This window comes from Myxococcota bacterium, assembly GCA_039030075.1.
In the GTDB taxonomy this organism is placed as follows: Bacteria; Myxococcota_A; UBA9160; order UBA9160; family SMWR01; genus JAHEJV01.
In genome coordinates this window covers 140,356-160,089 of record JBCCEW010000011.1, presented here as the reverse complement: position 1 = coordinate 160,089, position 19,734 = coordinate 140,356, and the positions used below count along the sequence as shown (strand labels likewise).

Here is a 19,734-nt window from a genome sequence, read left to right as displayed (position 1 = left end):
AGAAGCAAACGGGTTGGCCCGGCGCGTTCTGGGCATACACGCGCACACCCCGACCCGGTGTTCGCGCTCCATGCCCATGAACCAGGCAGTGTCACCCTCCTGCCGAAGGCTCGGCGGTGCGATGACTCCTGCCTGGCTGTGCCTCCTCGTTCCGTAGGAGGTGCACTCTTGCTCACGCGCGTCCTTCCGCGCGCAGGTCGCCCCCGCGTTCTCCTTGGCACGTTGCTTGCTCTTGCATATCGGTGACCGCGCAAGCCGCGGCGCGAAGGAGGGGTCCGATGAGCCACGATGACAAGCATGTGCACACCGATGCGTGTTGGGACGCGAGCGAGCACAGCGACGGCAGGGATCAGGCACCCGAATCACGGATCGACGAGTTCATCGAACGCTCGGTGTTGAATGCGGCACTGGGCGGCGATCTGACCCGTCGACGCTTCGTCGAGGCGCTCGGTTCGAGCGCAGTGCTCGCGATGGTCAGCCAGTTCTTCCCGGTCGAAGACGCGAAAGCGATGGTGAAGGAAGCCGCCGGGCCCATCGAGAAGGCGGACCTCTCGATCGGCTTCATCCCGATCACCTGCGCAACGCCGATCATCATGGCCGAGCCCCTCGGCTTCTACAAACGCCACGGTCTCAATGCGAAGGTTCGCAAGGCCGCGGGCTGGGCCATGGTGCGCGACTGGTCGATCAACAAGGACGTCGACGCCGCCCACATGCTGAGCCCCATGCCGCTCTCGATCAGCCTCGGCGCGGGCTCGAAGGAAGTGCCCTACTACATGCCGGCCGTCGAGAACATCAACGGCCAGGCCATCACCCTCGCCAACAAGCACAAGGGTGTGAAGGGGCCGCAGGACATGAAGGGCTTCCGCTTCTGTGTGCCCTTCGAGTACTCGATGCACAACTACCTGCTCCGGTACTACCTGGCCGAGGGCGGGATCCACCCGGACAAGGACGTGCAGATCCGCGTGGTCCCGCCGCCGGAGATGGTCGCGAACCTGAAGGCCGGCAACGTCGACGGCTACCTCGCGCCCGACCCGTTCAATCAGCGGGCGGTCTACGAGAACGCGGGCTTCATCTTCAAGCTCTCGAAGGAAATCTGGGAGGGGCACCCCTGCTGTGCCTTCGCGATCTCGAAGGAGTTCGCCGCGACGAACCCGAACACGTTCATCGCACTCTTCCGCTCCATCGTGGACGCCACGCACTACGCCCAGGACAAGAGCAACCGCAAGGACATCGCGAAGGCGATCTCGCCCAAGAACTACTTGAACCAGCCGGTGATCGTGTTGGAGCAGGTGCTCACGGGGCGCTTCGCCGACGGTTTGGGGGGGATCCAGAACGTCCCGGATCGCATCGATTTCGACCCCTTCCCTTGGCATTCGATGGCGGTCTGGATCCTCACCCAGATGAAACGCTGGAAGCACGTCGAGAAGGAGTTCGACTACCAGAAGGTCGCCAAGGAGGTGTACCTGGCGACCCAGTGCGCCGAGATCTCGGAGGAGCTCGGTTACAAGAGCTACGGAGACACGGCCACCACCCACGTAATCATGGGCAAGACCTTCGATCCGATGAAGCCCGAGGAGTACGTCAAGAGCTTCCCGATCAGCAATCTCTCCTAGTTCCGCCGTGTCGCCTGCCCGTGACGCGGGCAGACCCGGACGGATCAGAAAGGCCTAGCCATCCATGCTTCCGGACCCGTATCGCGCGCGGATTCTGACCGTGGTCATCGTCGGAATCGCTTTGCTGGTCTGGCACATGGCGACGCTGGCTCCGAGCTTCGACGCCAGCGGCAAGTCGGACGACGAGCTGATGTTGATGGAGTTCAACGGAGACATCGTCCGCACCGAAGACGGCGCTTACGTCTACAACCCGGACAAGGCCCAGGGCCTTCCCGGGCCATGGAAGGTGGGAGAGAAGGCGTACGCCGAGCTCTCCGAGGCGTTCCACAAGAAGGGAACGAACGACCACGGCGTCGCTCACCTGGTCTTCTACACGGTGCTGCGGTTCGCGGCCGGCTTCTTCGCGGCTTCCGTGGTCGCGATCCTGCTCGGGGTGGCCGTCGGCCTCTCGCCAATCCTGTTCAAGGCACTGAATCCCTTGATCCAGCTCCTGAAACCGATCTCGCCGCTCGCCTGGATGCCGCTCTTGCTCTACAGCGTTCAGGATCCCACCTGGACGGCGATTCTCGTGGTGTTCATGGCCGCGCTGTGGCCGACCGTCGCGAATACGGCGTTCGGCGTCAGTTCGATCCGCACCGACTATCTCCGCGTCTCGAGCCTGCTCGAACTGGGCTGGTTCGAGCGCCTCTACAAGGTGGTCTTGCCGGGTGCCGCCCCCGCGATCATCGCCGGGCTGCGCATCGCGTTCGGCAGTGCACTCGTGGCCGTGGTGCCAGCGGAGATGCTGCTCGGCGAGCTGGGCATCGGGTACCTGACCTGGATCGAGTGGAACAACCTCGACATCTCCGGGGTGGTGTTCGCGATTCTGGTCGTCGGCGTCGTCGGGATCACCCTCGACAGTCTCTTCACCCAGGTGTCTCGCCTGGTCACGTATCCGGAGTAGGGGGTCTCGGGAGGTGTCGTATCTGCAGATCGAAGGTCTCGAGAAGGTGTACCCCCTCGAGCAGTCCGAGCGCGGTGCCAGCGGTTCGCTTTGCGTCTTTCGCGATGTCGACCTGCAGATAAAGAAGGGTGAGTTCGTGACCATGATCGGTCACTCGGGCTGCGGGAAGAGCACCCTGCTCAACATCATTGCCGGGTTCGAGTCGCCCACCAACGGCGTCGTGATCCTCGAGGACAAAGAGGTCACGAAGCCGGGGCTCGATCGCATGGTCGTGTTCCAGTCCTTCGCGCTGATGCCCTGGTACTCAGCGGGTGACAACGTCCGGCTCGCTGTGCAGGCGGCCCATCGCGACTGGAGCCAGGAGCAGATCGCCGCGCACACCCAGAAGTACATCGAGATGATGGGGTTGGCCGGTGCCGAGAAGAAGAAGCCGGCCTATCTCAGCGGCGGAATGCGCCAGCGGGTCGGGCTCGCGCGCGCGTTCTCGGTCGAGCCGAAGGTCATGTTGCTCGACGAGCCCTTCGCGCAGATCGACGCGCTCACGCGCGGCGTGATTCAGGAGGAGTTGATCCGCATGTGGGGAGCCACCGGGAGCACCGTCTTCATGGTCACCCATGACGTCGACGAGGCGATCCTGCTCTCGGACCGGATCGCGCTGATGAGCAACGGCCCCGAGGCGGAGGTCGCCGAGCTGCTCGAGGTGGACATCCCGCGCCCGCGCACCCGCGAGAAGCTGATCGATACCCCCGAGTACATGCAGCTCCGCAGCCAGATCCTGCACTTCCTGCTGTCTCGCGCGAAGCGACACCCCACGAACCTCGCGGCGAGCGCGACGCCCGCCGCATGAATCGGGAGACCCCATGATCGAAAAGAAGGAAGCGACGCGTCAGATCCTCGAGGCGAAGAAGACCAAAGGAGTCACCTGGGAAGACCTCGCCGCCGAGGTGGGACGCGACAAGGTCTGGATCGCCGCCGCGGTGATGGGGCAGGCAAGCGTGCCCTCCGAGTACGCCACGAAGCTCACGTCGCTGCTCGGGCTCGGGCCCGAGGTCGCGGAGGCTCTCGAAGAGTTCCCGCTGAAGGGTTCGCTCGACTCGACCGTTCCGGTGGATCCGCTGATCTACCGCTTCCACGAGATCACCCAGGTCTACGGCACCGCGATGAAGTCCGTGATCCACGAGATGTTCGGAGACGGGATCATGAGCGCGATCGACTTCGAGCTGGACATCCAGAAGGTCGAGGACCCGAAGGGGGACCGGGTCGTCGTGACCTACAACGGCAAGTTCCTGCCCTACCGCAACTGGTGATGGCGCGACGAGCCCCTCGTCGCGGGGGCAGGCGATGACCGAGACGCGGCCTCCGCTGCCGCCCTTCGACGCCGATTCTGCGGCGCAGAAGGCGCGAGCGGCCGAAGACGCCTGGAACACGCGCGATCCGGCACGCGTCGCGCAGGCCTACACCGTCGACAGCCAGTGGCGGAACCGCGCGGAGATCTTCTCGGGGCGCCCCGCCATTCAGGCGTTCCTCGAGCGCAAGTGGAAGAAGGAGCTCGACTACCGCTTGATCAAGGAGGTGTGGGCGCACCGCGAGAATCGCATCGCCGTGCGCTTCGCCTATGAGTGGCGCGACGACTCGGGGAGTTGGTTTCGCGCCTACGGAAACGAGAACTGGGAGTTCAGTGAGGCGGGTCTGATGCGGCGCCGGATCGCGAGCATCAACGATCTTCCGATCGCGGAGTCCGAGCGCTTGTTCCATTGGCCGAGCGGGCCCCGACCGACCGATCACCCGGGGTTGACCGAGCTCGGGCTCTAGACCGATCCCGGCGTCGCTTCGGCCCGTACCCGTGCCAGGTGGCGCGCAAAGGAGCGCATCACCCAGTGGTGCAGCGGCGCCTGGGTGCTCGCGTAGATGCGCCAGGGCAGGCGCGGTTGGAAGTCCTGCACGGCGGCGAGGGCTTCTTCGTCCTCGCGCGTCACCCGGAACTCGAGCCGCGGGATGCCGTGATGGGGCCCGCCACGCGAGAGCATCCCGCCGACGATCTCGTAGAGGGTTCGGTTCGGGCTGCTGCGCTCGGCCGAGTAACGCAGGGCAAGGAAGGGTCGGTCGACCCCGGTCAAGCCGAGTTCCAGTACGCCGCCCCGCTGCTCGGCGCGGATCCACGGCCGCAGGAAGCGCGGGAGCCAGCGCGCGTACTCGTCGGCGAGCCAGCGGGCGTCGCGACCGACGGGGAGGGGCAGCCGGTGCACGGCGCGCGCCGTGGGCTCGCGCAGATAGCCCTCCTCGCGGACCGCCTGTTCGAGGGATGCGCGAAACGGGCGCCCGGGGACCCCGAAGCGCTCCTGGAGGCGCCGATCCCCGGCGACCATCGGATGGCGAAGGGATTTGACGAGCGGCGCGACGAGCGCCCGGGGTGTGCGCGTCACCAGGGTCACCCACAACCGCGACAGGGCCGGCGTAAAGAAGGGCAGGGGAAAGAAGAGTCGACGTTTCCCCATGACTCGCGCGGTCTCCTGCATCATCGCGCGATATGAGAGCACGTCGGGACCGCCCACGTCGTAGGTCTCGCCGGCGGTGTCCGGGTGCAGGATGCAGGCGCGCAAGAGCGCGACGATGTCTTCGACGGCGATCGGCTGACACGGCATCCCCGTCCAGCCCGGACACACCATCAGGGGGAGGCGCGCGACCAGCCGCAGCAGGATGCGGAGGGACGACCCGCCCGCACCCACCACCAGGCCGGCCCGCAGCGTGGTCACCGGCACGCCGTGGGCGCCGAGCGCACGCTCCATCTCGCGCCGGCTCTCGAGGTGTTCCGACAAGCTCGCGTCGTCCTCGGGGATCAAACCACCCAGATACACGATGCGCTTCACGCCGGCACTCGCGGCGGCCCGGGCGAAGTTGTCGGCGAGCAGGAGGTCGAGGTCCTGGAAGCGTCCCTGGGTCAACCGCGTGGTGGGGAGCATCGAATGGACCAGGTAGACCGCGACGTCGACGCCCTCGAGGGCCGCTTCGGTTTCGCGCAGCGAAAAGAGATCACAGCGGCGCCAGTGCACGTCGCCCGTGGTCTCGAAGTCGGGGTGTCGCGAGAGCGCGATCGGCTCGGTGACGCCTTCGAGCGCGGGCAAGAGCAAGGCGCCGACGAAACCGGTGGCGCCGCTCACCGCCACCCGCGGCCTGGCGGCGTCGGCAGTCGGCGGCGGTGACGACAGCGCGTGGTCTTCGGCCATGGAGAGAGCCTAGAGCCGCCGGGAATCACGGCCATCCGCGTTTCCCCGCAGCCGCCGCGCGCTAGGGTTCGCGGCGTGTTCCAGCGGCTTGCCTGTCTTCTGCTCGCCGCCACCCTGGTGGCCTGCGTGGGGCCGCGAACGCGCGTCGATTCGCTGGAGCCGCTCAACCGTGTCTCGCACGGCCTCGAAGACCTCGGTCCGAACCAGATCTCGGCGGGCCTCGACGCCAGCGCCGACGCGGTGCTTCCGGACGTCGTGCGGCTCGGCTTCGGGAACTTCTTTCGGAACCTGGCGACGCCGAAGCCCTTCGTCGCCAACCTCTTGCAGGGGCGTCCGGTCGACGCCGCCGTCGACCTGACACGGCTGGCGGTCAACTCGAGCGCCGGAGTCGGGGGCTTCGTCGACGTGGCGCAATGGCTCGGCCTCGACCCGCATGACGAGGACTTCGGTCAGGTGATCTGCACCTGGGGCATTCCGTTCGGGCCGTATGTCTACTTCCCCGTGCTCGGGCCCTCGAGTGCCGGGGAGGCGACCACGGTGACACTCGATCTCGCGTTTGCGCCCGCGGACATCCTGTTGCCCCAGCTCGCCATCCACTCCTCGCGGCCCCAGCAGCTGCGCGCGATCGCCCGGGCCCGGGAGCGCGACGCGCCCGATGCAGACCCCTACGTCTACCTGCGCACGGCCTATCGCCGCGATCGCCTGCGCCAGGTGCGCGACGAGCCGGCCTTCGTGCCCCCGAGCGCCGAGGAGGTGGCGGCCAGCGCTTCCTACGGCACCTGCGGCTACACCCGACCGCCCGCGCCTCCCGGCGCTTGACACCCCGCTGTGATCCCGCCTCGTGGTAGCCTGATCGCTCGATTGGCGGGCTCGGATGTCCTACCGCGAGCGAAGACACACTTTGGCAGCCCTTTCGCCGAGTGCCTGCGCAAGGCGCTTGGCGCGGAGCGCTCGTGGGCTCGTTTTGTGCTTGGGGCTCCTTGGCGCCGTGGCCGCCTCGGCCGTCGTGCCGGGCCAGGTCGATTTCCAGGGGTTGCTCCTCGACGATACGGGCCAGCCCGTCAACGGCGTCGTCGACCTGGACCTCACGCTCTTCGACGCGCTGAGCGCGGGCAACGCGGTGTGGACCGAGAGCCACGCGGGCGTGTCCGTGTCCGACGGCATCTACGCCGTGACCCTGGGCGCGATGGTCACGCTGACGCCCGAGGTGTTGGCGGGAGGATTCCTCTACCTCGAGATCACGGTGGAGGGCGAGACACTCACGCCGCGACGGCCCCTGCTCGCCGTGCCCTATGCGGTTCGGGCCGACACTGCCGAGCGCGTCGAGTCCGTCGCCGGGGTCGCCCCGGCCTTCATCGCCCAGGTCTTCGCTCACTTCGACCACGACGGCAACGGCCTCGCGAACAGTGACGCAATCGAGGGGCTCGCCGACGTCGACCTCGACGGCCGCGCGAACTTCATCGATCCGGACAACGATGGCGACGGCATGGACGACGCGGCAGAGGTCGCTGCCGGAACGGACCCGAACCAGATCACGCCTCAGGTGACCGGCTTCTCGCCCACCCGCTTCGACGAAGACGCCGTGTCGGTGGTCGTGACGATTCAAGGGACGAACTTCGACCAGCCCGGTCTCGACGTCGTGTTCGGCTCGGCGACGCCCACGCCCTTCAATGTGACGCCCACCTCCTTCGACGTCAGCGTGGGTTCCTTCCCACCGGGCGATGCCGCGGTGACCGTGAGCCTGGGGAACGGCGAGTCGAGTGCGGCGAGCTACCCGGTCGCGCGCGTGCTCCGCGCGTTCGTCACGAGCGGGACGTTCAACGGGCTGCTCGGAGGGACCGCCGGGGCGGATGCCATCTGCGCGACGGCGGCGTTCAACGCGGGGGTCTCGGGATCCTACTTCGCGTGGATCGCCGACTCCTTCAGCAACCCCCAAGACCGGCTCCCCGCCTTCTCCGCGCTGACCTTCCGAACCGTCGACGACGTGCCCTTCGCGACCGAAGCGCTCGAGGCGGGCCCCGCACGCGACGAGTTCGGCAACGCCGCCACCCAGACCTTTGCCCGCACGGGCGGCGGCAGCGTGAACCCCGCAACCGAGGACTGCGAGGACTGGACGAGCCAGGCCATCGTCTTGAACGGGACGCTCGGCGACATCGGAGCCGGCAGTCCGGACTGGCAGGTCTCGGCGCCCGCCGGGTTCCCCGACGTGCGCTGTAGTCGGTTCCATCCCCTCTACTGCTTCGAGCAGTAGAGGGGCCGCGCTACTGGCCTGACTAGAAGCCGGTGGCCTTCGCGAACGCGTCCCGGTGGAAGCCACCGTCGCCGAAGGTGACCTCGGCCGCCTTCGCGCGCTTCATGAAGAGGCCGATCTCCTCTTCGTCGGTCATGCCGATGCCACCGTGCATCTGCAGTCCTTCCCGGGTGACGAGCTCGGCCGTGTCCGACGTACGCGCCTTCGCCGCCGAGACGACGCGCTCGCGGAACGGGCGCTCCTCGTCGACGGCGCGCAGGGCATCGATGGTGATCGACTTCGAGAGCTCGACCTCGGAGAACATGTTTGCGGCCCGGTGCTTCAGCGCCTGGAAGGTGCCGATCTTCACGCCGAACTGATCCCGCGTCTTCAGATAGGTGACCGTGCGATCGAACACCTCCTGGATCAGGCCGAGCAGCTCCGCCGACACGGCGGCCGTCCCGCGCTCGATCAGCGCATCGAGCAGGTCGGCCCCGCGGTCGGCGTCGCCGAGCACGTCGTCGGCGGTGACCACCACGTTCTCGAAGCGCACGTTCGCAGCGTTGCGGCTGTCGACCATGTTCGTGCGCGACACGCCGACGCCGCTGGCGCTCGGATCGACCAGGAAGAGGGTGAGACCCTCGCGCTCGCCCACGCTGCCCGAGGTGCGGGCCACCACGATCAGGCGATCGGCGACGTGGCCGTCGAGGACGAAGCGCTTCTCGCCGGTGAGCTCGAAGCCGTCGCTGGTGGCCTTTGCGTTCAGCGCGATGTCGTAGGGCGCGAACCGCGGCTTCTCCTGGTGGGCGAGGGCCAGCAGGGTCTCTCCCTGGGCCACGCCCGGAAGCAGGGCCTGTTTCTGGGCGTCGCTACCGCCGAGGGCCAACGCGCTCGCGCCGAGCACGGCGGTCGACAGCAGCGGGTAGGGAGCGAGGGTGCGTCCGCACTCTTCGAGGATCACGCCGATCTCCGACAGGCCGAGGCCCGAGCCCCCGTACTCTTCGGGGATCAGGATGCCGGCCCAGCCGAGCTCGCTCATCTCCTTCCAGAGAGCACGGGAGAAGCCGGTGGCGTCGCTCTTGTCGCGAAGCTCGCGCAGGTGGGTGACGGGCGACTTCTCCTGGACGAACTCGGCGGCGGTTTCCTTCAGGAGGGTCTGTTCTTCGGTCAAAACCAAGGACATGATGATTCTCTCGTTCGCGGTGGGGTGGGATGGGGCGGTAGGGCGCTTCGGCCTAGTCGGGCAGGCCGAGCACGCGCTTGGCGATCACGTTGAGCTGCACTTCGCTGGTGCCGCCCTCGATGGAGTTGCCCTTCGAGCGCAACCAACCGCGCGTTTCCATGATTTCGTTGCTGCTGAAGCCTTCGCCTTCCCAGCCGAGGGCCGCGGCGCCCCGCGTCGACATCTGGATCTCGCCACGGCGCTTGTTCATCTCGCTCGCGTAGAGCTTGAACATCGAGCTCGCGGCGCTGGTGCCCTGACCTGCCTTGGCTTCCTGCCCGTTGCGCTTCAGGGTGAGACCGAAGCAGAGCTTGTCGAGCTCGTACTGGGCGATGCGATCGCGCAGGGCGGGGTCGGCGAGGCGGTCGCCTTCGGTCCCCAGGTAGGCGCGCGCGTCTTCGGCGAGCGGGCTGGTCGGCGCGGGAACCTCGGAGGCCCCCCCCTTCTTCGGGGTCGGCGACTCGCCGCCGGGCATGCCGCCCGAGAGCGTCTGTCGTTCGTGCTGGAGCAGGCGCTTCGCGATCGTCCAACCGCCGTTCAGCGGCCCGACCAGGTTCGAGGCCTCGGCCTTCGCGTCTTCGAAGAAGACCTGGCAGAAGTCGGACTGCCCGCTGATCAGCTGGATCGGCGAGATCGTGACGCCCGGCTGGTGCAGGTCGAAGAGCAGGAAGCTGATGCCATCGTGCTTCGCCGCGTCGGGGTCGGTGCGCACGAGGCAGAAGATCCAGTCGGCCTGGTCGGCCATCGACGTCCAGATCTTCGAGCCGTTGACGATGAACTGTTCGCCATCGCGCACGGCGCGGGTCTGGAGGCCGGCGAGGTCCGAGCCGGCGCCGGGCTCGCTGTAGCCCTGGCACCACTGCACGCGGCCGAAGGTGATGTCGCGCAGGTGCTTCTGCTTCTGCTCTTCGTTGCCGAACTCGAGGAGCACGGGCCCGAGCATGACGGTGCCGAAGAAGCTCACCCCGGGCGGCATCACGCCGAAGCGGGTGACCTCCTCGTTCAGCACCGCGACTTCCTGCTTCGAGAGCCCGCCACCGCCGTACTCCTTCGGCCAGGTCGGGGTCGTGTAGCCCCGCTCGGCGAAGGCCTCGAGCCAGGCCTGGCGGTCTTCCGCCGAGGGCGTCGTGTCCGAGCCCGGCTTCAGGCTGGGCGGACACACCTCGGGCAGCCAGCTGCGGATCTGTTCGCGGAACGTGGCCAGAGCGGCGTCTTCGGTGCTCAAAGCGGTCTCCTCGTGCGGGTCCCACGGGCAGGATTTCCCTGCTTGGGGCCGTTGGGGGGGCGGCGTCGGTGGGGCAAGCCGGGCCTGCCGCGGCGCGCCCACATTGTGACAGGAACCCTGACAGAGTTCCAGACGGGCCCGCTCGGCCCCGTTCCGAGATGGGCGTAGGCGCGAGGTGCTAGCTTCCACGAGCGCGCCAAGGGGGTGGTCATGGTTGGAGCCCGACGGCGATCGATGCGAGGCGAGGACTTTCGGCGGCGGCGCCGCGGTTTCGCGCTCTTCGGCTTGCTGCTTGCCGTGGCGTTGCCACAGCTCGCTTCGGCCGAGTTCTTCGTCGAAGGCTACGCCGGGCCGTCCTTCGCCGAGAACGACACCCTCCGCTGCACCGGCTGCAACAACCTGGGTCTGCCGGTGCTGACCCGCAGCCGGACCGACTACGAGTACGCCTCGTCCACTTTTGGCCTGCGCGGCGGCTACTGGTTCCCGGGCTGGGCGAAGTTCCTGGGCGTGGGGCTCGACTTCTCCTTCTACTCGGCGAGCGACGACAACATCGCGAAGCTCGACCTGCTCGCGGTCCCCGTGACGCCGCTGCTCATGCTGCGCTTGCCCCTGCTCACCAGCGATGAGTTCCCGAACGGACAACTCCAACCCTATGGGGCGATCGGACCCGGCTTCACGGTCACCATCGCCAACGCCGACTTCTCGCGCTTCGAGATCTTCGAGGACTTCGTCGACGCGAAGCTCGACGTCGGGTTCGACGCGCGCGGCGGCATGGCCTTCCAGTTCCACCCGAACTTCGCGGTGTTCACCGAGTACCGGTACACCCGCGTCGACCTCGACTTCGACGACGAGGTCGACTTCGACTTCGGCCCGGACATCGACGTGCGCCTCGCCACCCGCCTCGCCGTCCACCACGCGGTGGCCGGCGTGTCGTTCCGCTTCTAGACGGCGGGATCGGTCCCAGTCCGCGCCGTCCGGGCGTTCAGAACGGGCGCGTCTCGCCGACGTCCAGGATCCAGGCGCCGTCGGCGCCGAGCTCGGTGGCGGCCGCGGCTGCGCGGAAGCGACGCGGGGGCTCGTCGAGCGGCTCGTCGGAGAGATCGAAGGTGCCGAAGTGCATGCCCACGGCGCGCGCGGCCTTGAGGTCCACGGCAGCGCGGACGGCTTCCTCCGGGTTGAGATGCGAGGGCGCCATCATCGCGCGCGGGTCGTAGGCGCCGATCGGAACGGCGGCGAGGTCGAAGCCTCCGAAGACCTCGGCGATGCGGCGGAAGCCCTCGAAGTAGCCCGTGTCGCCAGCGAAGTAGAAGCGACGCTCCGCTCCGGTCACGGCCCAGGACGCCCACAGGGTCTCGAGATCGTCGGTGAGACCGCGCTTGCTCCAGTGCTTCGCCGGAAGGCAGTGGATCCGGACGCCGCCCTGCACGCGACTCTCCCCCCAGTCGAGTTCGACGACCCGCTCGATGCCCTCGGAACGCAGGAGCGCGGCGTTGCCGAGGGGGACGTAGAAGCGGGTCTCCGGGTCGCGTTCGGCCAGCGCCCGCAGACTCGCGAGGTCGAGGTGGTCGTAGTGGTTGTGCGAGACCACGACGAAGTCGATCGAGGGGAGCACTTCGATCGCGAGGCCGGGTTCGACGAAGCGCTGGGGGCCCAGGAAGATCGGGCTCGCCGTGTCCGACCAGATCGGGTCGGTGAGGAAGGTCGTGTGGTCCATCTGCACCAGGAAGGTGGCGTGGCCGACCCAGGTGATCGTCGGGGTGCTGTGGCGCGCGTTCTCGCGCAGGAAGGCGCCGTCGTTCTCGACGCGTTCGGGAGCGCCGTCTCCCGACGCGCCCACGACCCGACGCAAGAAGAACGGTAGGCGGACGCCGAGGGTTCCGTGCGGGAGTTCGCCCGCCCAGTTGGTGAAGCGCCCGTCTTCGCTGCGCGGCGCCGGACCGAGGGAGGAGGGGTCCGGCTCTGCGCTCGCGGCGATCACCACGAAGAGCGTCGCGACGAACCCCACCGGGAGAGCGGTCTTTCGTCCAAGCTGGGTCACGGGAATCCCCGATCGAGCGCGCGTGGCAGGCGGGCGGCTGCCGGATTCCAGCAAGGCTAGCCGTGTCGTGTTGCGTCGCCCGCCCTCGGGAGCGCGTCACCGCCCACGAGGGTCAAGTGCGCGGCGGGAGCCGCCGTCGGTGCACTCGGCTCGCTCTCGGCTCGATCCGGTCGGCCGCCGGGCAGGACCTGCAAGCCGGGCGCGCTGCCGGGTTTCTCGCTGCGCAGGGCCCAAGCGAGGGTCGCGACCCACCCGATCAACGTCCAGCCGAGCAGCAGGTTTGCAGCGAGGACCCAGTTCTTCGATGGGAGCTCGCGGCCTTCGGCCACGCACCAGGGTGCGAGGTAGAGGCAGAGAAAGACGACGAGAAACAGCTCCACGAAACCGGTGCTCCCGGCAGCAGCATAACCCGCCGCAGCCAGGAGTCGCGTGACGTTCAGGAGTCACGTGAGGTGCGGGTGCCCGCGTGAGCGGCGGACCGAGCCCCGCGCCGCCCCAAGACACCGCAGGCCAGCGCGCCGATGGCAAGGCCGAGCGCGCCCGGCTCGGGCAGCACGCGCAGCTCCTCGCCCACGTCGCCATCGGTGGCGGCGAAGTACACCTGGGTGCCGACGCCGATGAAGCCCTCGCCCGTCGGGTCCGAATCGGCCGGACCCGTCGCGATGTCGCCGAGGGCAACCGTCCCGGCGGTGGTGCCGTCGCTGATCCAGGCCTCGCGGCCGTTCGTGCCATCGTCGGCCGCGAAGTAGAGCGTGCCGCTCACCTCGCTGATCACCGGCGTGAAGTCGGTGAAGCTGCTGCTCGAGCCGGGCCGGATCTCCTTCAAGAGGGCGGTGCCCGCCGCGGTGCCATCGCTCATCCAGAGTTCGCGTCCGGTGGTGCCGTCGCTGGCCGGGAAGAAGAGGGCACCGTTCGCGACCACCAGCTTCGACGCCACGAAGTTGCCGAGCCCGATCGAGCCGGGCCCGATGTTGAGCAGCAGCTGGGTGCCGGCGGTGGTGCCGTCGCTCTCCCAGATCTCCTCGCCGTTCGTGCCGTCGTTGGCCAGGAAGTAGAGCGTGCCGCCCAGCTCGACGAAAGAGTTGGGCTGGGAGCCGAAGAAGGTGCCGGCACGGATGTCCTTCACGAGCGTCGTGCCCGCCGCCGTACCGTCGGTCTTCCACAGCTCGGTGCCCGTGCCGTCGTTGCCGGCGAAGTAGAGCTCCCCGGCGAAGGCGATCATGCCGCCGATGAAGCCGCTCCCCGTGCCCGGGTTGAGATCGGTCACGAGACTGGTGCCCGCCATCGTCCCGTCGGTCACCCAGAGCTCACTGCCGTTCGTGGCGTCGGAAGCCCGGAAGTAGAACACGCCGCCGACCTCGAGGCCGGGTGACGGGGACGACCCCGACGCGCCGGGGTTCAGGTCGTCGACGAGCTGGGTGCCGGGGTCGGTCCCGTCGCTCACCCACAGCTCGCGGCCGTTGCTGCCGTCGTCGGCGCTGAAGAGCACGCTGCTCCCGAGTGCGCCGAGCATCTGGGGCGAGGATCCGCCGGGCCCGCCCACGATGTCGGCGACGCGCGTCGTTCCGAGGTCGGTGCCGTCGCTCTTCCAGAGCTCGAGGCCGCTGCCATCGTCGGCCCGGAAGTAGGCCGTCCCACCGACGACGATCAGCTCGTCGACGTCGGGGTCGCCGGCGGGAAGGATGTCGCGCACGACACTCGTGCCTGCCGCCGTGCCGTCGCTCGTCCACAGATCCCGCGAGCTGCCGCTCCGCGCCGTGAAGAGCAGGTTCGACCCGAGCGCCGCCATGCCGCGGATCTGCGCGTTGTTCGTGCCGTCCCAGGTGTCGGACACCTGCAGGGTTCCGACCACCGTGCCGTCGGTCTTCCAGAGCTCGAACCCGCTGCTGCCGTCGGTGGCCTGGAAGTAGAGCGTGCCACCGGCCACCCACATCTCGAGGGTTCCGAAGATGTCGAAGGCGTTGGGAGCACCGGAGTGGAGGTCGGTGACCAGCACCGTCCCGACCGTGGTGCCGTCGGTCTTCCACAGCTCCTGTCCATCGGCACCGTCGTCCGCAGAGAAGTAGACCAGGCCACCGCTCGCGACGAGTCCGGCCAGTCCGGAGCCGGGTGCGCCCGGCTGCACGTCGAGCAGGAGCTGGGTGCCCAGCGCCGTCCCATCGGTCACCCAGAGCTCCTGGCCGTCGGATCCGTCGTCGGCCCGGAACACGGTGGACGTGCCCACGGACGCGAACTCGGTGGGAAAGGAACTGCCGGGGCCGAGCTGGATGTCCGCCACCTGCAGCGTGCCCAATGCCGTGCCGTCGCTCGTCCAGAGCTCGGTTCCGTCGACGCCGTTGGTGCCCGCGAAGTACAGCGCGCCGTTCGAAACGGCGAGCTCGAAGCCGCTGATGCCACCCGTCGGGTTGATGTCGACGACCTGCACCGTGCCCACCCCCGTGCCATCGCTCGTCCAGAGCTCCTTGCCGTTGGTGCCGTCGTTCGCGAAGAAGTAGAGCACTCCGAGGAACGGCGTGAGCGCCGACGGACTCGAGCTGCTGCTTCCCGAGCGGATGTCGAGAACCTGGACGGTCCCCGCGCCCGTGCCGTCGCTCGTCCAGAGTTCGTTTCCGTCCGAATTGCTGGCGGTGAAGAAGAGTGTCCCGCCCACGTCGGTGAGGTTGCGGGGGTTCGATCCGATGCCGCCCGGCCGGATGTCGGCCACCTGGACCGTGCCGACGGCGGTGCCGTCGGTCATCCAGAGTTCATTCCCGTCCGAATCGCTGGCCGTGAAGAAGAGCGTGCTGCCGACGACGGTGAAGTTGCTCGGAGAGCTGTCACCCGGTCCCGACACGATGTCGGACACGAGGGTGGTGCCGACCTCGGTGCCGTCGGTGCGCCAGAGCTCGGTGCCCTCGGCGTCGGTGGTTCCGGCGAAATAGGCGAAGCCGCTGAAGGCGGTGGTCGGGGTGCCGGCGACCATCGCGACGTTCGCCGTGATCTGTTGGGTACCCGCGAGGGTCCCATCGCTCGTGAATGCAAAGGTGCCTTCGAAGGTTCGACCTTCGAACACGAGAGTCGGGCCGCCGAGGTCGACCACGTTGCGCGGATAGCCGTGACCTTCCGAGGTCGAGAGGTTGACGTCCTGCACCAGCATGGGTTGGGCGAAGGCAGGGAACGCGGCGAGCGTCGCAAAGAGTGAAGCGGCGAACGCGGTGAGACGTACATCACACATCGAGGGATCCTCCAAGCAGGGGTAACGGAATCGATAGACCCACCACCTACGAGGAACCACTCGCGTACGCGGTCATCGAAGGGCTCCCGGCGGTCGCGCAAGTCGTCGATTCGCAACGGGTTCCGGTTAGGCTTGGTGTGTTCGAGTCCACTCGGACTCGCGTTTGCACGCGGAGGTCTCAAGCATCCATGAGCAGTCCCTCACCTCCCGACCCGCGCCGACGCGCACCGCGTCAGGCGCGCTCCCGGGTGCTCGTGGAGAGTCTGCTCGAGGCGACGCGCCGCATCCTCGACGAAGAGGGCAGCGAGGCGCTGACGACGAACCGCATCGCCGACGTCGCGGGGGTGAGCATCGGTTCGCTCTACCAGTACTTCGAGGACAAGGAAGGGCTGGTGGACGCGATCTTCCTGGCCGAAGAGGAGCGCAATCTCGAACAGCGCGTGCGTTGGGCGAGCGAAGCGCTCGAGCTTCCGCTCGAGGAGATGTTCCGCTTCTTCATCGAACGGATCGTGGCCCAGCACCGACGCTTGCTGGCGATGCACGCCGGTCTGTACCACGAGCACCGCAAGCGCACCGACATGCGCATCCTCGGCGACGCGCGCATGCCGCCCCACCCGAGTGGACCCCACGTGGTCGAGCTCTTCTTGCAGGCGTGGTGTCAGCGCCACCGCGAGGAGGTCCGCCCCGAGAACCTGGAGCACGCAGCGTTCCTGGTCGACCGCGTCGGCTACGCCATGATCCGTGAAACGGTCGACGAGCGTCCCGGGTATCTCGAGGATCCCCGCTTCGTCGACGAGATGGTCGAGCTGCTCGTGGCCTACCTGCGGAAATAGGCCATCGCTGGGCCATGACGGCTCGTGGGTGGACAGAGCGCTTCGGAGTGGGAATCCTCGCCCTCGTTCATGTCGCTCCGGCGCTCCCCGCGATGGGTTCGGACCCGGGTCCTCGGGCTCCTGCTCCTGCTTGTCTCCGCCTCCGCGGCTCCGGCGCGCGCGACCGAGTCGGACGCAGCGGCGTTCTTCGCGGGATTGCGCGCCGTCGATACCGCACTCGACGCCGGCGCAGACGAGGCGGCGGGCGCGCGTCTCGCCGCGCTCCTGGACGCCCACAAGCGAGCGCTCTACGCCCGCCAGGCGCGGAACGAAGTGGAGTGGCTGGACCAGCGGCTGCGCTTTCGGTCCCGGTACCGGACGCCCTCCCTCGACGCCTTGACCACGGGCCAGGTGCTCGCCTTCGACGCCGAGGCCGGCGAGCTCGCGCTTCGCTACACGCCCGACACCCTCGGCGACTTCGAGGGAAGAGAATCCGAACCCGAGGTGGAATGGCCGGCCGGGTCGGCGCCCGAGAACCCCGGCCGGCGGGCGCTGATGCACCCCGCGCTCTTCGAGGAGGCGCACGTGCGCGTGCGCGGCCGCTCCTACGCGTCGTCGCGTTTCCTCGCCCTGGTGCGCGAGGACGGCCACACCGAGTTCATCCTCGGGAATCCCCCGCGCCTGGTGAAGGGGCGCTACGGCTACACGCCGGCCCAGGTCGCCGAGGTGGCCGGGCCGGATCGCGTCGTGCGTAAGCGAGAACACTGGGGCGCAAACGAGGGACGCATCCGACCCTGGGCCCACGACCCGTTCGAGAAGCTCGGGTTCCCGATGCGTCGCGGCGAGCCCTTCGAGGCCGAGCTGATCGTCGGCCGCAACGTGATCGTGGCGGGGGTGAACGGCACCGAATCCGGGCGCTGGCAGAAGTCTCCCGAGGTCTTCGGCCACGTCACCGTCGACTTCCCGCGCTTCGAGAGCCTCGAGATCGGGGGGCGTGTCCAGCCCTCGTGGTGGGACCGTCTCCGCGATCGTCACCGGCAAAGGGCCTTCGCCGCTTTTCGTGCCCGCGAGGCGGGCGGACTGCCGGGTTGGTTCTCCGAGCCCGTGCCCTCCGAGGCGTCGGCCGCTCACCCGCGCGCGGACTCCCGCTTGCCCGGATCGCGGCCCTATGGTGAACGCACGCTCATCGAATGGGTTTCCGAGGCGTTGGACGAGAAACGCCACGAAGACGTGTTGGAGCGGCTCGACCCGCAGACCGCCCTGTCTCCGCCGGTGCGTGACTTCCTGCGCGCACATGCGCACTTCGGTATGCGCGACTATGGGGCAGCGGGTGCGGCGATCGACCGCGTACTGGCGGCCGATCCCGAGTTCGCCTCTGCGCAGCTCATGCGGGGACGTTTGCACCAGCTCGCGCGCCGCTTCGATGCGGCGGAGGCGGCGCTGGCCACGAGCTACCGGGTGCGACCCGACCATGCGCCGATCGTCGCGAGTCTCACGCGCTTGCATCTCCAGCGCGGCGAGTTCGGGTCCGCGCGCGCGGTGCTACACGGGGCGCGACGACGCGGTGTCGACGCCGAGACCCTCGCGCCGCTGGAAGAGGTGTTCCTCGCGCTCGCCTACGGGCCCGAGCTGCTGGAAGTGCGTCGGATCGAAACCCCCCACTTCCGGATCGCGGCTGTGCTCGACGAAGCCACGCTGCGCGCTGCGGGTGAAGCACTCGAAGCGGCCCATGCCGAGTTCCGCGCCCACACCGGTTGGGGCACGCCGCCGACGCGCGAGCCCACCCAGGTCTGGATCTTCGCGGGCCCGGAGAGCTACCTCGCCCACGCGGCAGCTCTCGCCGACTCCGCTCCTACCCACACGCGCGGGGTCTACAGCGGGTACTACCGTCAGCTCCTCGCTTGGAACAGCACGAGCCGCGCCGCGCTCTTGCGAACGCTCCGGCACGAGGCGGCCCATCAGTACCTCGACGATCTCGCCGGCCAGGACGTGCCCGGCTGGCTCACCGAGGGCTTCGCCGAGAACGTCGAACTGCCCACTCTGGAAGACGGCCGCTGGGGGCCGGTTCCGGATCGTCATCGGCTGGTGTTGAAGCGCCGTGCCGCCGAGCTTCCCTCGGCGTCCGAGGTGCTCCGAGGGGATTCGGGACGACTCGAAGGGGACGATCACGGCGCCTACTCGAACGCCCTCGCGCTCGTCCGCTTCCTGACCGAATCGCGCGGTGCGCGCCGCAAGACGATTCCGCGGCTCCTCGAGGGTCTCGCGGCGGGCGAGCCCTACACGCGCGTGCGCGATGCCCTGCTCGAGGAGCTGGACCTCGAAGCGCTCGACGCCGACTTCGACGCGTACCGCACCGCGCTCGTTGGCGAGGAGCCGACGCCCGAAGAAGATCAGGCGCCCAGGTAGCCCCCGTTGATCACGAGGGTCTGCCCCGTGACCCAGCTGGCTTCTTCGGAGGCGAGATAGACGACGCCGGCGGCGACATCGGCGGGCGTCCCGATCCGCCGGGTGGCAAAGGACTTCTCGACGCCCCGTCCCTCGAGGAACTCCTTCGGCACCGTGTCGATCAAGCCGAGTGCAACCGTGTTCACGGTCACGCCGTGGCGGCCGACCTCTTTCGCGAGGGTGCGTGTGAAGCCGTCGGCGGCGGCCTTCGCGGCGCCGTAGACCGACGATCCGAAGTTGCCGACGCGGCCGGCGTCCGAGGTGATCGAGAGGATCCGTCCGAAGCGCCGCTCCTTCATCCCCTCGACGACCGCGCGGGTGCAGTTGAGCACGCTCGTGAAGTTGAGATCGAGGTACTGCTGCCAGGAGTCTTCCGGCGTCTCGATGAACGGGGTCGGAAAGGCGTTGCCGGGCGTGCCGCCCGCATTGTTGACGAGGATGTCGATCGGCCCCGCCGACTGCTCTGCGGCGACGATCGCATCGCGACAGGCCTCGAGGCGCGTCGCATCGAACGCTGCGGACGACGCCTGGCCTCCTTGCGCCTGGATCTCGGCGCTCGCACGCTCGGCTGGCTCCGCGTGGAGATCGTTGACGATCACGTGGGCTCCCTGCGATGCGAGGGTGCGTGCGATCCCCGCACCGATGCCCCGCCCCGCGCCCGTCACGAGCGCGATCCTTCCCGACAGATCGAACATGGCGCTCCGCTCCTTCTCTTCCGGTGTCCCTGACCCACGCGCTGGGGCACACGAACGCGCGTAGTATAGGAGC

The 19,734-nt window shown here is 68.4% G+C and carries 17 protein-coding genes; 10 read left to right on the top strand and 7 right to left on the bottom strand.

The genetic code is table 11. The features are described from left to right. Window positions 1–278: 278 nt before the first annotated feature. From AAF430_13935 to AAF430_13915, 5 genes are all read left to right on the top strand, one after another. A complete protein-coding gene (locus AAF430_13935) occupies window positions 279–1,613 on the top strand; it encodes a CmpA/NrtA family ABC transporter substrate-binding protein (GenBank protein ID MEM7411333.1) in 1,335 nt (444 codons plus the stop codon). A gap of 64 nt (window positions 1,614–1,677) precedes the next feature. Continuing rightward, a complete protein-coding gene (locus AAF430_13930; GenBank protein ID MEM7411332.1) occupies window positions 1,678–2,556 on the top strand; it encodes an ABC transporter permease in 879 nt (292 codons plus the stop codon). A 13-nt stretch (window positions 2,557–2,569) separates the two neighbouring features. Next, entirely contained in the window at window positions 2,570–3,403 is an 834-nt protein-coding gene (locus tag AAF430_13925) for an ABC transporter ATP-binding protein (GenBank protein MEM7411331.1), read from the top strand. A 13-nt stretch (window positions 3,404–3,416) separates the two neighbouring features. Further along, entirely contained in the window at window positions 3,417–3,863 is a 447-nt protein-coding gene (cynS, locus tag AAF430_13920) for a cyanase (GenBank protein ID MEM7411330.1), read from the top strand. Between the two features lie 34 nt (window positions 3,864–3,897). Further along, window positions 3,898–4,368, top strand: coding sequence for a nuclear transport factor 2 family protein (locus AAF430_13915; GenBank protein ID MEM7411329.1), 471 nt, complete (start codon window positions 3,898–3,900; stop codon window positions 4,366–4,368). Here AAF430_13915 and AAF430_13910 read toward each other — a convergent pair. Next, window positions 4,365–5,780, bottom strand: coding sequence for an NAD(P)H-binding protein (locus tag AAF430_13910; protein MEM7411328.1), 1,416 nt, complete (start codon window positions 5,778–5,780; stop codon window positions 4,365–4,367). The genes AAF430_13915 and AAF430_13910 overlap by 4 nt on opposite strands. A 75-nt stretch (window positions 5,781–5,855) precedes the next feature. Here AAF430_13910 and AAF430_13905 point away from each other — a divergent pair, with 75 nt between their 5' ends. After that, entirely contained in the window at window positions 5,856–6,599 is a 744-nt protein-coding gene (locus AAF430_13905) for an MlaA family lipoprotein (protein ID MEM7411327.1), read from the top strand. 169 nt (window positions 6,600–6,768) lie between these two features. Further along, window positions 6,769–8,031 (top strand): IPT/TIG domain-containing protein, encoded by a 1,263-nt coding sequence (locus AAF430_13900; GenBank protein MEM7411326.1) that lies wholly within the window; start codon window positions 6,769–6,771, stop codon window positions 8,029–8,031. A 22-nt stretch (window positions 8,032–8,053) separates the two neighbouring features. Here the strand turns inward: AAF430_13900 and AAF430_13895 are convergent, their stop codons facing one another. Continuing rightward, entirely contained in the window at window positions 8,054–9,193 is a 1,140-nt protein-coding gene (locus tag AAF430_13895) for an acyl-CoA dehydrogenase family protein (protein ID MEM7411325.1), read from the bottom strand. Window positions 9,194–9,245: 52 nt separating this feature from the next. Further along, a complete protein-coding gene (locus tag AAF430_13890) occupies window positions 9,246–10,457 on the bottom strand; it encodes an acyl-CoA dehydrogenase family protein (GenBank protein ID MEM7411324.1) in 1,212 nt (403 codons plus the stop codon). A gap of 234 nt (window positions 10,458–10,691) precedes the next feature. Here AAF430_13890 and AAF430_13885 point away from each other — a divergent pair, with 234 nt between their 5' ends. Continuing rightward, the gene (locus AAF430_13885) at window positions 10,692–11,402 is read left to right on the top strand and encodes an outer membrane beta-barrel protein (protein ID MEM7411323.1); all 711 of its coding nucleotides are present in this window, start codon (window positions 10,692–10,694) and stop codon (window positions 11,400–11,402) included. Between the two features lie 37 nt (window positions 11,403–11,439). Here the strand turns inward: AAF430_13885 and AAF430_13880 are convergent, their stop codons facing one another. Genes AAF430_13880 through AAF430_13870 form a run of 3 tightly spaced genes read right to left on the bottom strand, consistent with a single transcriptional unit; the run spans window position 11,440 to window position 15,709 of the window. Then, window positions 11,440–12,495: an MBL fold metallo-hydrolase gene (locus AAF430_13880; GenBank protein MEM7411322.1), complete on the bottom strand. Its 1,056-nt coding sequence runs from the start codon at window positions 12,493–12,495 to the stop codon at window positions 11,440–11,442. Window positions 12,496–12,551: 56 nt separating this feature from the next. Continuing rightward, window positions 12,552–12,875 (bottom strand): superinfection immunity protein, encoded by a 324-nt coding sequence (locus tag AAF430_13875; GenBank protein ID MEM7411321.1) that lies wholly within the window; start codon window positions 12,873–12,875, stop codon window positions 12,552–12,554. A gap of 56 nt (window positions 12,876–12,931) precedes the next feature. Beyond that, entirely contained in the window at window positions 12,932–15,709 is a 2,778-nt protein-coding gene (locus AAF430_13870) for an ELWxxDGT repeat protein (GenBank protein MEM7411320.1), read from the bottom strand. Between the two features lie 188 nt (window positions 15,710–15,897). On the opposite strand from AAF430_13870, the gene AAF430_13865 reads away from it, so the two are divergent. Next, window positions 15,898–16,542, top strand: a complete 645-nt coding sequence (locus AAF430_13865; protein MEM7411319.1) for a TetR/AcrR family transcriptional regulator — start codon at window positions 15,898–15,900, stop codon at window positions 16,540–16,542. A gap of 69 nt (window positions 16,543–16,611) precedes the next feature. Beyond that, window positions 16,612–18,927: a hypothetical protein gene (locus AAF430_13860; GenBank protein MEM7411318.1), complete on the top strand. Its 2,316-nt coding sequence runs from the start codon at window positions 16,612–16,614 to the stop codon at window positions 18,925–18,927. Here AAF430_13860 and AAF430_13855 read toward each other — a convergent pair. Further along, entirely contained in the window at window positions 18,912–19,661 is a 750-nt protein-coding gene (locus AAF430_13855; protein MEM7411317.1) for an SDR family oxidoreductase, read from the bottom strand. The genes AAF430_13860 and AAF430_13855 overlap by 16 nt on opposite strands. Window positions 19,662–19,734: the final 73 nt, after the last annotated feature.

Excerpts from the sequence above, each read along its gene's own strand:
- AAF430_13935 (MEM7411333.1), top strand. The coding sequence starts at position 279 with ATGAGCCACGATGACAAGCATGTGCACACCGATGCGTGTTGGGACGCG.
- AAF430_13930 (MEM7411332.1), top strand. The coding sequence starts at position 1,678 with ATGCTTCCGGACCCGTATCGCGCGCGGATTCTGACCGTGGTCATCGTC.
- cynS (MEM7411330.1), top strand. The coding sequence starts at position 3,417 with ATGATCGAAAAGAAGGAAGCGACGCGTCAGATCCTCGAGGCGAAGAAG.
- AAF430_13915 (MEM7411329.1), top strand. The coding sequence starts at position 3,898 with ATGACCGAGACGCGGCCTCCGCTGCCGCCCTTCGACGCCGATTCTGCG.
- AAF430_13910 (MEM7411328.1), bottom strand. The coding sequence starts at position 5,780 with ATGGCCGAAGACCACGCGCTGTCGTCACCGCCGCCGACTGCCGACGCC.
- AAF430_13895 (MEM7411325.1), bottom strand. The coding sequence starts at position 9,193 with ATGTCCTTGGTTTTGACCGAAGAACAGACCCTCCTGAAGGAAACCGCC.
- AAF430_13885 (MEM7411323.1), top strand. The coding sequence starts at position 10,692 with ATGCGAGGCGAGGACTTTCGGCGGCGGCGCCGCGGTTTCGCGCTCTTC.
- AAF430_13870 (MEM7411320.1), bottom strand. The coding sequence starts at position 15,709 with ATGTGTGATGTACGTCTCACCGCGTTCGCCGCTTCACTCTTTGCGACG.
- AAF430_13865 (MEM7411319.1), top strand. The coding sequence starts at position 15,898 with ATGAGCAGTCCCTCACCTCCCGACCCGCGCCGACGCGCACCGCGTCAG.
- AAF430_13860 (MEM7411318.1), top strand. The coding sequence starts at position 16,612 with ATGTCGCTCCGGCGCTCCCCGCGATGGGTTCGGACCCGGGTCCTCGGG.
- AAF430_13855 (MEM7411317.1), bottom strand. The coding sequence starts at position 19,661 with ATGTTCGATCTGTCGGGAAGGATCGCGCTCGTGACGGGCGCGGGGCGG.